This window comes from Streptomyces sp. NPDC050658, from assembly GCF_044457025.1.
Classification (GTDB): domain Bacteria; phylum Actinomycetota; class Actinomycetes; order Streptomycetales; family Streptomycetaceae; genus Streptomyces.
Genome location: NZ_JBITGM010000026.1, coordinates 1 through 13,472 on the forward strand (window position 1 = coordinate 1; position 13,472 = coordinate 13,472).

Below are 13,472 nucleotides of genomic sequence, written 5' to 3' on the forward strand. Positions count from 1 at the left end.
ACCCGCCTGGACCAGGTCAACCGGTCCCTCAACCTTCCCATGGAGCCAGCGACAGAACAACTCATGCGGCAACTGCTGGACCAGACCAGCCCCACACCCCAACCGCGCCCAACGCCACCAGCGGCAGACTCACCGCGACCGCCAAGGCGGAACCCACGGCCGTGGCGTCAACGGCCGGATCTTTGCTGAACACCGCAGGACGGGCCGCGCGACCATGCCGAGGGCGGCGGCGAGCGCGACCAGGGTGGGCTGGTAGTGCCTGCCAGGCCTGATCGGCGAACAACCAAAGCTGGGGGCGCGTTCCAGGTGCCAGTGGCGGGCAGCGGGACCTCGATCCCGTACGAGACGATGGTGCCGAAGCGCAGTGCCCGCCATGGTCTGGCCATGGCGGGCACTGCGCCTATGTACGCAGGGTCAGGACACCTTGCGCTTTCCTCGCGCAGTGAGGAGTCGCGTAGCGAGCGCCGAAATGAAGGCCAGCGGTATGAAGAGGAAGTCTCCGGTTTGGAAGAGCTGTGCGGAGAACACCAGACGCGCAACCAGCATGCACATGTAGAGCAGTGCGGTGGTCAGAGCGCTGGATGTCCAGGGGTTGGACGGCTCTGTGGTAAGGAATCGATGCATTTTGGTTTCCTGCTTCAGCACTTGTAGTTCTTTGCCCCGTAGTACTGGCCTAGGTAGGAAAACTTAAGCTCCACGCACTTGTTATAGGTCTTGGCGGAGGCCCACACTCCCTGGAGGTGTGCCAGAGCCCCTCCTGCGATGGCAGCACATGCCACCCCAATGCCCGTGATGCTCAGGAATCCGCACAGCGCCGCGCCAGAAGCGGCGTACTTCATCTTGGAAGCGTGCTTCTTGACTTCGGCTTTGCTGAACTTGATGTAGGTGGCCCAGCCGAAGCTGACCTTCGGGTCTGCGACGACGGGGAAAGCCGTGTCGTCGTTGGTTTCGATGCTCTGGACGAGGGTCCTGCCGTCCAGCTTGTACTTGGTGGGAACCTCTTTGCCTGCTGCGTCCTTGGCCCACGGTGCGTCGATCGTGCCGACCACCACGGTGGGCTCGTCACCGACGGGCTGGCGGATCAGGCCATACCCTCCGTCGCCGTTGTCGATGGCCTCGGTCCGGGCCGGCAGGTCGAGCTCGAAGCGCTGCTCAGTGGAGGCGGCGGAGCTCTTGAGCGTGACCAGGGTGCGGGACGCCCCATCGGTGGTGGGCTGGACCGCGATGTCGATGGCCGGGGCAGCATCGGGGTACACGACCGTGCCGGCCTCGCTCTTGAGCCCCAGGACCGTGTTGGTGGCGGGAAGCCCCAGCCCCAGAGTGGCGCCGTCCGGGCTGGTCGCTTCGACCCTGCCGGTGGACTGCTTCGGGGCCGTGACGGTGACCGAGCCGCCGCCCGGGGCGTCAATGACAGCTTGCGCCGCGCTGCCGGTGCCGCTCTGACTGCCGGTGGCCAGATCCTGGGTGCCTGTGGCGCGTTCGATGACCTCGGCCGCTCGGCCAGCCTCTGACATGGTGTCACCGGCGAACGCTGCCGGGGCAAGGCCGATCAGTAGCGTGCTCACGGTGACGGAGGCTATGACGCCGCTGGCTGTGCGCATCCCGCGCTTCATATATGAGTTCTCTTCCGTTCGCGATGGAAAGCCCCGGGCGTACCGCTTCGTCCCATCACGGTGCGCCCGAGGCACTGTTAGGACCCTGGCATGCACGTAACGATCTTGAACAGGGCTTAAAGGGAGATAAGGACAAGATCCTTCTTAAGTCAGACGAAGAGTCAACTTTCGCCTCCCAGCGAGGCGACCGGCGTGGAACCAACGGGCCGTGGAACCCTTCAGGGCCCGCCGATAAGCAGGCTTCACACCAGCGCTCGGCCTCACCATTCACGACGGCCTCCGCGACCGGTTATGCAGGCTGGACAACGAGACACCCATAGACCCAAAGCAGGTGTTTCCGGAGCCCAGGCTGTCGAAGTGGGCGTCCAGTTGCCGGATGCCGGAGGGATGTGTCGACGCGCACCTCGGCTTGGTGCGCATATAGCGCGTGCCCGTCGCGTCCGCCATGGCACAGGCGGTGGACGACCCCCGATCAGCTGCGGGACATCTTGAACGACACTGGACGCGGACGGCCACGTAACAGGCGTGAGCGAGACGGGTGCAGCAGGGGCAAACAAGGCCCGTGCCCAGCTGCACACAGGCCGACGCTAGCTAACGCTCCACCAGGACCCGGGCCGTTCCTCCCCAAAGGTCTTCCGGGCGCTATCCGGGATCAGGTCCATCCTGGGTAGCGCCCGCTCAGGCACTCCCAGTCGTAGTTGCCGCGGATGCAGTGCCGCATCATCGACACGTAGGCGATGGTCTGGGGCGAGGCGGTGAGCGCGACCTCATCCGCCAGAGCCATGAACTTCCGGGTTTCCTCGTCGTGGAGCCGGGCGCGCGTCGATCGCTTCCTGGTGTGTCAGCCGGTGGGACCAGGGGGACGACGGCCGCCGCATCCGCTCCCGTCTGCGCACGATCGGCGAGTCCTTCACCATCGAGGCGCCACTGTTGAAGCCGCTGCCGCTGGAGGACTTCGAAACAGGGCGGCTGTTCTCGCTGCGGGTGAACCGATACGCGCAGATCGGGGTCCGCACGAATCACTACTCGGAGCCGGCCCGGCTGATCGGCCGCCAGGTCCGGGTCGTGCTCCATGCCTCCGACCTGGTCATCTATGACCACGACGTCGAAGTCGCCCAGCACGAGCGGCTGATAGGCAAGGCCCAAGAACGCTGCTGCCGTGGGTGCCGGGCGGGTCGGTGCGGATCTCGATGTCGGGGAAGGGCCTGTCGAACCCGGAGGCCTTGATCCCGTGGGTGACGAGCCGCCAGTCCTCGCCTGCGAGGGTCACTGCAGCGGCTGCGATGGCGCGGCCAGCCTGGCTCAGGCCGTAGAAAACCTGGAGAGGGCACGTGGCGGGACCCACGACGGCGGCGGCGCGGAACGTCTGCTCGGTCTGCTCCAGGGCCGCCGCGTAGGTCTTGCGGCGGGAAGCCGTTCCGGCGGCCCCGCCCGGGGGCTTCCAGCGGCTGGCACGTAGCCGCTCCCACGCCTCATCGGCGTCCACATCGATGTACATGGCCCGGGACGCAACCCGCTAACGAACCTCAAACCCGTCAAACCGCTCTGACCAGCTGATCAGCACCTCCCGAGCAAGGGGAACCTCACTCCTTCAGCAAGGCTTGGATGGCGTAGACGTTGCTGTAGTTGGCCGGCCCGCTGAGGGTGTCCTTGTAGGACGCGTTGTGCTGGAAGTAGCTCATGTTGACCGCCAGCGGGTCCTGGGCGAGTTCGATGCGGTAAGTCCTGCCTTCGGCAAGCTTGGTCTTGGCGAAAGTGGAGCCGCGTACGGTCGACCAACTGCCGGTGCGGGGCATGGCGATGACCTGTTTAGTGACGAGGTCGCCGGTGGCGTCGTCGTAGACGCTCAGCATCTTCATGCCGCTGGAGACACCTGTGTTGAGCGGCCCGCCAACGGCGGCGTCGACCTGCAAGAGGTACTCGCCGGTAGCCTTCGCGGTGAGGCGGGCGGCGAGCTTGTCGCCTGGTGCCGTGCCCCAGTCCTCGTAGTACACGCCGTTGCCGTCGCTGGTCCGCTTGCCGCCGGTCACGTCGAAGGCCCCGGCGGTCACCTTCTGGATCCGCTTCGCGTCCGGTCCCCAGTAACACATGGGCTTGGCGTGCTGGGAGGTGTTCCCGCTGGAGGTGAAGCTGAGGCGGACGCTGTAGCAGTGCGAGATCTCTCCCGGCCGGGAGCTCTTGTCTGTCCACGTCTGCGCGCCGGTGGTGACCGGGACGTTCTCGGCGATGACCTTGCTGTCGCGCAGAACGTCCATGGCGACCTGGGAAGGGTTCTCGTCGCCGATGTCGAAGGACAGTCGCGTACGGCCGTCTTTCGCAGTGACCTTCGTGACCTCCGGGGTGGTGGGCCCGTAGAGCGCTTCCTTGGAGGAGACGTCCACCGGCCGCGGCGCCTTCCGCCCCGCGCCGGGCGCGGGTTCGGTGAGCTTGACGACCACGGAGGACTCCCCATCACCGAGCATCTTCTCGGTGATGGGCCTACCTGCCGGGATCGTCTTCCCGTCGAGGGCCAGCGACTGCACCCGGTAGGCGCCCCCGGTGGTCTTGCCAGCCGGAATGTCGAGTTCGACGTTCAGCTTGTGCCCCCGGTAGTCGAGCCCGCTCAGCACCGCTCGTTCACCGCCGGGGAAGTAGCTGTCGCGCAGCCGCGCGGGCAGAAACGGCTTGATGTGCAGGCCGTCCGCGCTGGCATCGACGCCGAAGATGCTCTGCTGGACCATCGACATCATGCCCGCGACGCTCCACAGCTGACGGTCCGAGTTGATCTCCGTGCTGGTGCTGCCGTCGAGGATATTGATGTTCTCCTTGTTGGTGCCGTACAACGCCGCGCCCCGGACCAGGGAGCGGGCCTGTTGCGTGGCCACGCCATCGTCGCCGGCCTGGGCGGCGGCCCGCATCATGTACGCGGTCACGAACGGCCACACCGCGTTGTTGTGGTACGAGGGCACACCCTGCTGCTGCGGCCACAGCACCGACGGTCCGTACACGGTCTGCGGGTAGTTCGCGATGGCCTCCTTCGCCTGCTCCGGCGTGGCGATGCCGGTGAGCACGGCCAGCGAGGTGCCCAGGGCGTCATAACGGTTGACCGCAGAGGTGTCCTTCTCCGTGGTGAGCATCTGGGAGAACTGGCCCTTCTCCGGCAGCCAGAACTTCTCGCGGATGGCCCGCATCAGGTCATCCGCCCAGCCCCGGTATCTGGCGGCGGCGGATTTGTCGCCAGCATCCGCCGCGAGCCGGGACGCCACGTCGATCGCAGCCCAGTGCGTCACGTTCGTCGACAGGGAACGGGAGGTGGCGATGGTGGCCACGTCGTCCATGGTCCAGTCCGCGTAGCTCTGCTCGCGCCAGTCCAAGAAGGAGTGCTCGCCCAGGTAGAGGCCGTCCCCCTGATCGAAGACGACCTTGCGATCGTGCTCGATGGTGTTGCGTATCGCCTCGTACGACTTGGCGGCAAACGCCTGCCGCTTGCCGTCCGGCAGCCAGTTGATGATCTCGCTCGCGCCGAGCGCCCACACCACCCGGTCGGTAGAGCTGGGGTAGCTGCCACCGGTCCCGGTGTCCTGAATGATCTGCGTGTCCCCAGAGCCGTCGCGCCGCTCGCTCAGCTTGAAGTCCAGGGTGTTGCGCATCCGTTCGGGGTCGGTGGTGGTGAGTCCGAGGTCGGCGGAGTACGACACGTCCCTCGTCCACACGTACGGCCACTCCTTGCCGGTCTGGTAGCAGCCGCCCGGGCAGTCGACGGGCTTGCCGTCGTTGTACGAGCCGTCGGTCAGCTGGTCCGTCTTGTTCAACTCGGCGTCGTCGTGGGCCATCGCGTACAAGCCATCCAGCAGCGCCGAGCCGGACCGCAGGGTCGGCTTGTCCGGCGCCTCTTTGAAGACCCGCTCACCGGCGACGGAGCTGACCAGCCGGTACGTGCGCAGACAGTCAGCGCTGACGTCTGTCACCGTGACCGTGGTCGAACCGGTGCCGTCCTTGAAGCGGCCCGGCTTGTCGGGGACGGCGCAGCGTGCGCTGCCCGCGGCCGAGGAATCGGCGGCTGCCGGGGACGGCACAGCCGACACGGCCGGAGCCGCCGGCATGGTGGCCGCCACCGCCGTGGCTAAGAACACCCTCAGGACCAGCCTGGGCACCGGGCAGCCGCTCGAAGGTAAGACGCGCCAGGTGCGGCTGCTCTGATTACTGCTCATAGATGCTCCTTGTGTGCGGCGGAACTGCGGTTGGTGGTGGCGTAGAGCGGCAGTTGGAGGCGTCGCAGAGTGGCGGTGGCGTCGTCAAGTCAAGTCGCGAGGTCTGCGATGCTCTCGTTGGAGATCGTTTCGGGGAGGGCTGCTCAAGGACACGCCGCCGTCGTACAAGCGGTTCAGGTTCCCGGCGGAGATCATCTCCCACACGGTTGGCTGTACCACCGGCTCCCGCGCTCTTTCCGTGAGATCGAGGAACTGCTGCTGGCCCGCGGGATCATCGTCCCCCACGAGACGATCTGTCAGTGGTGCGACCGTTTCGGCCCTGAATACGCCGCCTCCTTACGCCGCCGTCGGCCCCAGGCCAGCGCCAAGTGGCACCTCGATGAGGTGTTCATCAAGATCAACGGGGTGCCGCAGTACTGGTGGCGGGCGGTGGACGAGGACGGTCATGTGCTGGACATTCTGGTCCAGTCGAAGCCAGACACGAACGCCGCGAAACGGTTCATGGGCCTTGACCCCGGAATTTGGACACCGGAGACACTTGGATCTTGATGGTCCAGGAGAACGGAGTCCCTGTGGGGATGAAGCATTACCCGCCGGAGTTCAAGGCGGACGCGGTCGCGCTGTACCGGTCTCGGCCGGGAGCGACGATCAAGTCGGTCGCTGCCGATCTCGGAGTGAACACCGAGACGCTGCGGAACTGGATCCGGGCTGCTGAGGGGCGACGCTCCGGCGCCACTCCGTTCCCGCGGCGGTGCCGCAGCCGGGTGGTGACGTGGTGCAGGCGGAGCTGGCCGCTGCGCGCAAGAGAATCCGCGAGCTGGAGGAAGAACGCGACATCCTCCGCAAGGCCGCCCGGTATTTCGCAGGGGAGACGCGCTGGTGAACCGCTGCCAGTTCGTTGAGGACCACCAGCGCCGGTTCGGCGTCAAGCGGCTCTGCGGAATTCTCGGGATCGCCCGCTCGAGCTTCCACTACTGGCGCCGCACCGCACCACTGCGCGCGGCTCGCCGGGCTGCCGACGATCGACTCGCCGGCCGGATACGTGAGGTCCACCGGGACTCCGACGGCACCTACGGCGTCCCGAGGATCACCGCCGAGCTCCGCGACGAGGACGGCCTGCTGGTCAATCACAAGCGCGTCGCGAGGATCATGCGGACCATCGGCGTTGAAGGGGTCCGTCTGCGGCGTCGGCAACGCACCACCATCACGGATCCGGCCGCGGCGAAGGCCCCGGACCTGGCCGGCCGTGACTTCACCGCGAAGCTGCCGAACACGAAGTACGTCAGCGACATCACCTACTTGAGCATCGGCGGCGGGAGATTCTGCTACCTCGCAACGGTGATCGACTTGTGTTCGCGCCGCCTGGCCGGCTGGGCGATCGCCGACCACATGCGCACCGACCTCTCCCGTTGGTCGTCCACGGACCTCGAAGCCGTCGCCATGGCGATCAACAACCGGCCCCGCAAGATCCTCGGTTGGCGGACACCGGCCGAGGTCTTCGAAGAGCAGCTGCGCTCGTTGCAACAGCCCGGTGTTGCAACGACCGATTGAACTCGCCCAGTACACCAGCCGGGCCTTCGCGGACGCCTGCCGCCGGGCCGGTGTCCTGCAGAGCATGAGCGCCGTCGGGTCCAGTGCGGACAACGCCGCTGCCGAATCGTTCAACGCCAGCTTCAAAAGAGAAACGCTCAAGGGCCGAAAGAGCTGGTCAAGCGAGCGCGAAGCCCGCCTCGACGCTTTCCGCTGGCTCAACCGCTACTGTCGGCGGATTCCTCAGCCCACCCAAGCCCATCTGCGATGCCTCATCCCGAGGCACCGCAGATATCAGACACAGGATTCTCAGGGGACAGCGACGTCATACGCGGCCGTGAACCCCTCGGCGAGCAGCACGTGCGGCAGGGCGGCAAGCGTCTGCTCGTACTGCCAGATAAGGACGGCGTCCGGCACCCGACGGCTGGCCTGCGGGCGGGCAGCGTTACGGGCCGCGGCAGGTCGAGAGGCCGGGAATCGGAGGGCGACGACGGGCCGGCCGTGGCGGCGGGCCCGCTGGATGAGCGAGGCCCGGACGGCGGGCTGCACGTTGGTGGAGTCGAGGAACACCGTCGTCCCCGTGCTGAGGTGGGTTTCGAGCAGTGCGTTCTGCCGCTGGACGGCGGCCGCGGTGGCGGTCTGGTCGCCCGCGTCTCCGCTGATCTCGTGGCGCAGGGCATCGAGGCAGAGGACCGTGATGCCGTGCTTGGCGGCGGCGAACGTCGACTTTCCCGATCCGCCGGGACCGACCGCAACCAGGAGCATGCCCGGCTCCACGCCGCGCAGATCATCCGTGTCGACCTTGCTGGCGTGATCCTGCGGGCCCTGCGCGGGCATGAACGCCTTCCTCTCAGGGGTCGTGTCAGAGGTCCTGTACGGCGCGGAGCGCCGCGTTGATGCGGGCCATCACGTCGGGGCCGACGTCGCCTCGGCGGGTGGCCTCCTCGAAACGAGTGGTCCTGAGCTGCTGGATGTTGACGGCGACGGCGGTGCCCTGGACCGGGGCGCTGAGCTCGACCGACATCGCGGTGTCGGGGTAGCGGCCGGGCGGGTGCAGCACGATCGCGAGGACGGCGCCGTACGCCTCGTCCAGGCCGGTCCGGGAGATGATCAGGACGTCGCGGCCGACCGTGAGGGACCAGACCTCGCCGCGTTTGATCTCCTGGCTCACAGGCTGTCGCCCTCGCCTGCGAGGTCCTGGCCGAGACCGAGCGCGGCGAGCTGGTGGGCGGCGTCCAGGGTCGCGGCGCGGCGGGCGGCGCGCACGATGTACGCGTTCACACTCAGGCTGGCTGCCTGTGCGGCCTGCCTGATCGAGGGGGCCAGGTCATCGGGGACGCGGAGCGTCATCGTGGTCATCGACATGACACCAGACTCGACACCGGAAAGCGGTGTCGTCAGGTGATAGCGCACGATCGCCGACGCTTATGGCCGGTCGGCCATAAGCGTCAAGCCCGTCTGTGCGGGTGAGGGGCGCGTATATGGCCACTTGGTATGCCAGTCAGTATGCTGGTGAGTATGACGACTCGTAAGCGTGTGACGGTGACTCTGCCCATAGAGGTCTTTGAGGCGGCGAACAACGAGGCTGACGGGAACCTGTCGGCGTACGCGGCCAAGGCCCTCATGGCGCAGGCCGTGCGGGACTCCGCGACCCGGCTGGCGCAGTGGCAGGAGTCCCGCCGCGAGACGTTCGAGGAGCTGGATGAGCTGCAGCTCGATGCGCTGGACGAGCTGAACGGCGGGGCTGCTGCGTGAGCGAGAGCCTTCCGCCGCTGCGGCGTGGCCAGGCGTGGGAGATTCCGGGCCGGCGCAGCGGTCACACGCTGTTGGTGGTCGAGGCGGACCCGGCGCTGTCGGTGTTCCCGCGCACGGCCGTGACGGTCCTGGTGGACACCACCGGCACGGCCCCGGACACGCTGCTGTCGACCCGGATCACATCGCCCATCGTGGGCGATGTGATCAGCACGCAGATCATGACGCTCACGGTGTCGGCGATCACCGCGGGCAAGTACCTCGGGATCATCCCCGACGAGGAGATGAACGCCGTCTCCAGGACGCTGCGCATCGCCCTGGACCTTACTGACTAGGACGCCGTGTCGCCCCGCTCACGGCCCCGGACGAGGACCCTGCCCCCTGGCGGGGCAGCGTCCTGGACCTCTACACCGTCTACCTGCCCGTCACGCTGAGACGGATCTTCTACGTCCTGCACGGCCAGGGCGTGTTCGCCAAGACCCGGCAGAACTACAAACGCCTGGGCGAGTGCATCGGCATGGCCCGCCGCTCCGGCCGCATCCCCTGGACGGCGATCCGCGACGACAAACAGGTCGCCGCGAACGCGCCGCCCTCCTTCACCGGCCCCGACCACTTCTGGCGGACCCTGGACACCATCGCCCACAACTACCGGGTCGACCGCCAGCACGACCAGGCCGTACGCCTCGAGCTGTGGTCGGAGACCGAGGGCATAGTCCCCCAACTCACCCGTGTTGGAGAGGATTTCGGGATCTCCGGTTACCTCGGCGGCGGTTTCGACGGCCTCACCGGCAACCACGATGCCGCCCAGCGGGCCATCGCCGTAGGCAAGGCGACCTGCATCGGGTCAGACCGGTCCGTGTGCACCGGCTCGTCGCCGGGCAGAGGCGACGTTGGACGCGGTGGACGTGTCCGACACCGAGCTCGCCCGCCGGATCATCGAGGAGGAGCAGGAACGGCTGGGTGTGGGCGGCCAGAGGCCCTGACCGGAGAGCAGATCGGGGCGTGCCAGGAAGAAGTAGCATCGTCGGCGACCTGGCGAGGTGAAGGCCGTCGCCTGCTGAGTGGCGGGGGGAAGCGTGGAACAGAAGAAGCCTTGGACGATCCAGTGGCATATTGCCGCAGATGGAACGGTGATCAAGCAGCGGTCCCGGGGCAGCGCGGAGCACGAACAGCTGTTCCAGCAGTTTGTGACGACGCGGACGCCGAAGATCGAGCAGCTCGACGCCATGGAGCAGGGGCTGCAGCGTGCCAGCGTCTCCGGCGAGCGAAGGTCCAGGGTCCTGCTCTACCTGGCCTACGTGGCTCTCGCAGGGCTCGTGGCCGGGATCGTTTCGGCCTGGGCCGGCATCGATACCGGGTTCTTGACGCTGGGGTCGCTCGCTGTCGTCGTTCTCCTCGGGCTCAGCACGGGCGTCGTCATGCGGGCATCGATCAGTCGCTATCAGCGCGCCCACCGGGAGGCCGGGTTCGAATCGTCGAACGGCGTCACGCTCGCCGCTCGCGAGGCCCGCACAATGATCAGCGATCCAGGTGCCGTCTCCGGCAGGGAGTTCTCCGCCGTCCGGGCCTGAGGGCCGACATGGCCGGTGGCCTAGGTCGTTTCTGCTGGCTCTCGGACCATGCCACGGAGCCAGATGACGATCGCGGTGACGGTGAGAGTGCCGTTGAAGGTGGAGTCACGCCTGCCGAAGCAGCTGGCCACCGCGCGGAACTGCTTACCTGCTCGGAGGGCCCGGTTCGGGGAGGGGGCCGAAGCCCTCGATCACTTGACCTGATGAAAATCCATCGTGCCGAAGGTCGCGATGTCCATCACATAGCTCCACAACGCGTACCGCCGCTGATCGGTACGGCGATAGGTCTTGCCGAAACCGTTGTCGAGGACCTCGGTCCAGCCGCCGCCCTGTCCGTAGTGCGCGAACAGTCGGTCATTGCGCCGCGATGCGTCCTCTGCGGACTCCGCCGGGGTCTGGTAGATCACCTCATGCAGCCGGCCGCGCCAGAGAGTGAGAAGCAGCCGGCCGCCGTCGACCACGTAGGCGTTCACGACCGCGCCGGGAGCCTTCTCGTGAGGGCCCGACGACTCGAGTTCGCCGGGGACTCGCACGTCGTCAGCCGCGCACAGCAACTCCAGCAACAGCAGGTCATCGGTGAGGCGGTCCATGAGGAGCCACCCTAGCGAAGGGTTGTCTCGTAAAGGCCAGCCCCATCGCCAGCAATCGTGCCGCGCTGAGCCACATTTCGCAGTTCTCACACAGGCACTGAGCCGGTCATCACGCTCATCGGCATCCGCCTCGGCCTGGCGGATCCAGCCGTGCAGCGCCCCGGGATGCACACCGAGGTAGATGGCAAGCTTCTTGATCTGCGGCTTCGGGGTGGTAGTGCAATACATCCGTACCGCAGGCTCGCGCAATTCCAGCGAGTATTTCCTGGGAGCGGCCATGGTCGATGTTCCTCTCATGAGAACCATCTGACCCTCTGCCAACATCCTCCGCGTCTCGGGGGAACCGCAACATGCAAGAGATGTTGTTGCGTGCCTTCGCGCCCCCCTTCACACACCCTGAACACTCCTACAAAATGCCAACAAACGTAAGGGGAGCGGGGAGTGGTGCGGTCGCACGCACCCGCAGCGGCTCACTGTTCCAGACACCTCCAGTAGACCGGAGAGGATCATGTCAGAAAGAAGATCCACCCCTCACCGCGGAAGAGAAAAGCCAAGAGCATCTGCCCTCGCAGCTTTTGCTCTGTTCGTCACCCTGGTAGTCCCGTTCAGTATCACGAGTCCCGCCCACGCCGCTGACTCCGAGCAAAGCCTCCTCACCTGCACCGGCACTATCGACGCAACCTACAACCCTCCCCTGGGCCCACAGCTCCAGGAAACCACCGTGGCGATCGAGGAAAACTACAACTGCGCCCACCCTGTTGTAACCGGAGGCCAGTCGGCATCGACCTATCAGCAAGAGGCCAGCTGCCTGTTGCCCTCCCTCGAAGACACACTGCCGCCCTCGCTGACCGTCACCTACCACTGGACCGGCACCGGTGAGAATCTGCAAAGCACCATCGAGTACACCACTACCGTTGTCACACACCCCCTGGGACAGACTGTCGTGACCGGAACAGGCACCGTCACCAGCGGATACAAGCAGGGCTCCATCGCCCAAGTCACCGTTGTCAGGCCCAATATCAACCTTCTGGACTGCCTGGCCCACAACGTCGACCACGACAACCGCGGCACCGTCAGCCTCATCGTCGGATAACCGGCGCAGGGCGACCCCGACGCAGACCGAGCGGCCATCCGCCCCGGCTCTCCCACGGTTGAGGGCCGTGGCGAACACACGTCCGCAGTGGCGGCGTAGCGTGCGTGCCACGTGGCTGGAACACAACGCCAACCCCACGACCTCTGGGACACGTAGGAATCGAGAACCCGACTCGCGACCGGCCCCGGATGAAGAGCTACAAGATCCTCTACCACTGCCGGTAGCGCGGTGACAGCCGCCACCACGCCCTTCAGGCCCGCCGCCGCTGCCGCCAGCCCTGCAGGGTTCGCGCGCGGCGGCCGCCGTACGCACCTGCGCAGCGAACTCATCGGGCAAGCCCTCCAGCTCGCCGGTCTCGCCATACGCGCCGGTGACCGGGCCGTGCAGTGCGTAGTCGAGGCCGAGGTTCATCCTCCGCCATGCGCAGGCCAGTGCCCAGGAGGTGATGTTCGGCGCGAGGTCCTCGATGGCGCCCTCGGCGTGGGCGATGCATAGTGCGCTCGTCATCGGTTCGGCCCCTCCCCGGATCTGCTGTCTGCGCAGTGCACACACCGCGACCAGCGGTGGTGCAGCGACGGGCACTGCCCAGCCTGGCTGATGACCAGCGCAGGTCCGTGATCTATACGAGGTCTCGTGTTCAGCCAGCCCGCCGGGTCTTAGCGGTGGGCGTCGTCAGCCGATGACCGATGACCAGTCGACGGCGGTCGGGGTGATCGCGCGGCGACGGCGGCGGAAGTCCGGGGCCCCCTCGGCCACCCACTGCGCGGTGAGCGGCCGGTTTCCCGATCGTTGCAAGCACAGCAGATCACCAACCCCACGGGCCAACGTGCGGCCCCTCACCGCCCAACGACGCGACCCGTCTGCCCCGAGAGTCCGCGCGGCCACCCATGGACACCAGCACCGACCGAAGCCCGTGGATCCCGATCTCAACTCATCCCATACACGCCCGAACCCGTCCCCCCTTGACACCCGGATGAACGGAACCGCCCATTCACCTGGTGCAAGATCACAGCGCGGAGATATGGCACAGCTTCTGACCTTGTTCTTTAAGGTCTGAGGTCGAATTGGGCCTCGAACTAAGCCCTTGACCTTGGTGTTCGCCTGACGCTGGGACGGCCTTCATCCGATCCTGT

At 66.6% G+C, this 13,472-nt stretch carries 16 protein-coding genes and 3 pseudogenes; 9 read left to right on the top strand and 10 right to left on the bottom strand.

Annotated features, from left to right (window positions below; all coding sequences use genetic code 11):
- Positions 1-414: 414 nt before the first annotated feature.
- The 3 genes from ACIBKX_RS40610 to ACIBKX_RS40620 form a co-directional block, all read right to left on the bottom strand.
- A complete protein-coding gene (locus ACIBKX_RS40610; protein WP_363277963.1) occupies positions 415-645 on the bottom strand; it encodes a hypothetical protein in 231 nt (76 codons plus the stop codon).
- Positions 639-1,565 carry a hypothetical protein gene (locus ACIBKX_RS40615; RefSeq protein ID WP_363277962.1) on the bottom strand — a complete coding sequence of 309 codons (927 nt, stop codon included), beginning with the start codon at positions 1,563-1,565 and terminating at the stop codon, positions 639-641. The genes ACIBKX_RS40610 and ACIBKX_RS40615 overlap by 7 nt, the downstream gene beginning before the upstream one ends.
- A 700-nt stretch (positions 1,566-2,265) precedes the next feature.
- Positions 2,266-2,397 carry a hypothetical protein gene (locus tag ACIBKX_RS40620; protein WP_363277961.1) on the bottom strand — a complete coding sequence of 44 codons (132 nt, stop codon included), beginning with the start codon at positions 2,395-2,397 and terminating at the stop codon, positions 2,266-2,268.
- 200 nt (positions 2,398-2,597) lie between these two features.
- On the opposite strand from ACIBKX_RS40620, the gene ACIBKX_RS40625 reads away from it, so the two are divergent.
- Positions 2,598-2,840, top strand: a complete 243-nt coding sequence (locus ACIBKX_RS40625; RefSeq protein WP_399377351.1) for a Mu transposase domain-containing protein — start codon at positions 2,598-2,600, stop codon at positions 2,838-2,840.
- On the opposite strand, the pseudogene ACIBKX_RS40630 reads toward ACIBKX_RS40625, so the two are convergent.
- A pseudogene (locus tag ACIBKX_RS40630) lies at positions 2,791-3,111 on the bottom strand (YaaC family protein); the annotation flags it as partial. The gene ACIBKX_RS40625 and the pseudogene ACIBKX_RS40630 sit on opposite strands and share 50 nt — an antisense overlap.
- 85 nt (positions 3,112-3,196) lie before the next feature.
- The gene (locus tag ACIBKX_RS40635; protein ID WP_363277959.1) at positions 3,197-5,803 is read right to left on the bottom strand and encodes an MGH1-like glycoside hydrolase domain-containing protein; all 2,607 of its coding nucleotides are present in this window, start codon (positions 5,801-5,803) and stop codon (positions 3,197-3,199) included.
- A 117-nt stretch (positions 5,804-5,920) separates the two neighbouring features.
- Here ACIBKX_RS40635 and ACIBKX_RS40640 point away from each other — a divergent pair, with 117 nt between their 5' ends.
- The 4 genes and pseudogenes from ACIBKX_RS40640 to ACIBKX_RS40655 form a co-directional block, all read left to right on the top strand.
- Positions 5,921-6,352 (top strand): DDE-type integrase/transposase/recombinase, encoded by a 432-nt coding sequence (locus ACIBKX_RS40640; protein WP_363277958.1) that lies wholly within the window; start codon positions 5,921-5,923, stop codon positions 6,350-6,352.
- Positions 6,353-6,381: 29 nt separating this feature from the next.
- A pseudogene (locus ACIBKX_RS40645) lies at positions 6,382-6,537 on the top strand (transposase); the annotation flags it as partial.
- Positions 6,538-6,682: 145 nt separating this feature from the next.
- The gene (locus tag ACIBKX_RS40650) at positions 6,683-7,354 is read left to right on the top strand and encodes an IS3 family transposase (protein ID WP_363277957.1); all 672 of its coding nucleotides are present in this window, start codon (positions 6,683-6,685) and stop codon (positions 7,352-7,354) included.
- Positions 7,335-7,556 (top strand): annotated as a pseudogene (locus tag ACIBKX_RS40655) (integrase core domain-containing protein); the annotation flags it as partial. The gene ACIBKX_RS40650 and the pseudogene ACIBKX_RS40655, both read left to right, overlap by 20 nt.
- An 86-nt stretch (positions 7,557-7,642) precedes the next feature.
- On the opposite strand, the gene ACIBKX_RS40660 reads toward ACIBKX_RS40655, so the two are convergent.
- The 3 genes from ACIBKX_RS40660 to ACIBKX_RS40670 are packed head-to-tail and all read right to left on the bottom strand — an operon-like array spanning position 7,643 to position 8,698.
- The gene (locus tag ACIBKX_RS40660) at positions 7,643-8,170 is read right to left on the bottom strand and encodes an ATP-binding protein (RefSeq protein ID WP_363277956.1); all 528 of its coding nucleotides are present in this window, start codon (positions 8,168-8,170) and stop codon (positions 7,643-7,645) included.
- Positions 8,171-8,195: 25 nt separating this feature from the next.
- Entirely contained in the window at positions 8,196-8,504 is a 309-nt protein-coding gene (locus tag ACIBKX_RS40665; protein WP_363277955.1) for a hypothetical protein, read from the bottom strand.
- On the bottom strand, positions 8,501-8,698 hold the full coding sequence (locus tag ACIBKX_RS40670; protein ID WP_363277954.1) for a toxin-antitoxin system HicB family antitoxin: 198 nt from the start codon (positions 8,696-8,698) through the stop codon (positions 8,501-8,503). The genes ACIBKX_RS40665 and ACIBKX_RS40670 overlap by 4 nt, the downstream gene beginning before the upstream one ends.
- A gap of 153 nt (positions 8,699-8,851) precedes the next feature.
- Between ACIBKX_RS40670 and ACIBKX_RS40675 the strand changes: the two genes are divergently transcribed.
- The 3 genes from ACIBKX_RS40675 to ACIBKX_RS40685 all read left to right on the top strand — a co-directional run bounded on the left by ACIBKX_RS40675 (position 8,852) and on the right by ACIBKX_RS40685 (position 10,656).
- Positions 8,852-9,088: a type II toxin-antitoxin system CcdA family antitoxin gene (locus ACIBKX_RS40675; protein WP_363277953.1), complete on the top strand. Its 237-nt coding sequence runs from the start codon at positions 8,852-8,854 to the stop codon at positions 9,086-9,088.
- On the top strand, positions 9,085-9,420 hold the full coding sequence (locus ACIBKX_RS40680) for a hypothetical protein (RefSeq protein WP_363277952.1): 336 nt from the start codon (positions 9,085-9,087) through the stop codon (positions 9,418-9,420). The genes ACIBKX_RS40675 and ACIBKX_RS40680 overlap by 4 nt, the downstream gene beginning before the upstream one ends.
- Before the next feature lie 741 nt (positions 9,421-10,161).
- Positions 10,162-10,656: a hypothetical protein gene (locus tag ACIBKX_RS40685; RefSeq protein ID WP_363277951.1), complete on the top strand. Its 495-nt coding sequence runs from the start codon at positions 10,162-10,164 to the stop codon at positions 10,654-10,656.
- Positions 10,657-10,847: 191 nt separating this feature from the next.
- Here the strand turns inward: ACIBKX_RS40685 and ACIBKX_RS40690 are convergent, their stop codons facing one another.
- Positions 10,848-11,525: a transposase gene (locus ACIBKX_RS40690; RefSeq protein WP_363277950.1), complete on the bottom strand. Its 678-nt coding sequence runs from the start codon at positions 11,523-11,525 to the stop codon at positions 10,848-10,850.
- Positions 11,526-11,967: 442 nt separating this feature from the next.
- Here ACIBKX_RS40690 and ACIBKX_RS40695 point away from each other — a divergent pair, with 442 nt between their 5' ends.
- A complete protein-coding gene (locus ACIBKX_RS40695) occupies positions 11,968-12,339 on the top strand; it encodes a hypothetical protein (protein ID WP_363277949.1) in 372 nt (123 codons plus the stop codon).
- 672 nt (positions 12,340-13,011) lie between these two features.
- Here the strand turns inward: ACIBKX_RS40695 and ACIBKX_RS40700 are convergent.
- Entirely contained in the window at positions 13,012-13,134 is a 123-nt protein-coding gene (locus tag ACIBKX_RS40700; protein WP_363277948.1) for a hypothetical protein, read from the bottom strand.
- Positions 13,135-13,472: the final 338 nt, after the last annotated feature.

Bases quoted from the DNA above. Each gene is read 5' to 3' on its own strand.
- ACIBKX_RS40690 (WP_363277950.1), bottom strand. From the start codon at position 11,525: ATGGCCGCTCCCAGGAAATACTCGCTGGAATTGCGCGAGCCTGCGGTA.
- ACIBKX_RS40620 (WP_363277961.1), bottom strand. From the start codon at position 2,397: ATGGCTCTGGCGGATGAGGTCGCGCTCACCGCCTCGCCCCAGACCATC.
- ACIBKX_RS40660 (WP_363277956.1), bottom strand. From the start codon at position 8,170: ATGCCCGCGCAGGGCCCGCAGGATCACGCCAGCAAGGTCGACACGGAT.
- ACIBKX_RS40635 (WP_363277959.1), bottom strand. From the start codon at position 5,803: ATGAGCAGTAATCAGAGCAGCCGCACCTGGCGCGTCTTACCTTCGAGC.
- ACIBKX_RS40670 (WP_363277954.1), bottom strand. From the start codon at position 8,698: ATGTCGATGACCACGATGACGCTCCGCGTCCCCGATGACCTGGCCCCC.
- ACIBKX_RS40675 (WP_363277953.1), top strand. From the start codon at position 8,852: ATGACGACTCGTAAGCGTGTGACGGTGACTCTGCCCATAGAGGTCTTT.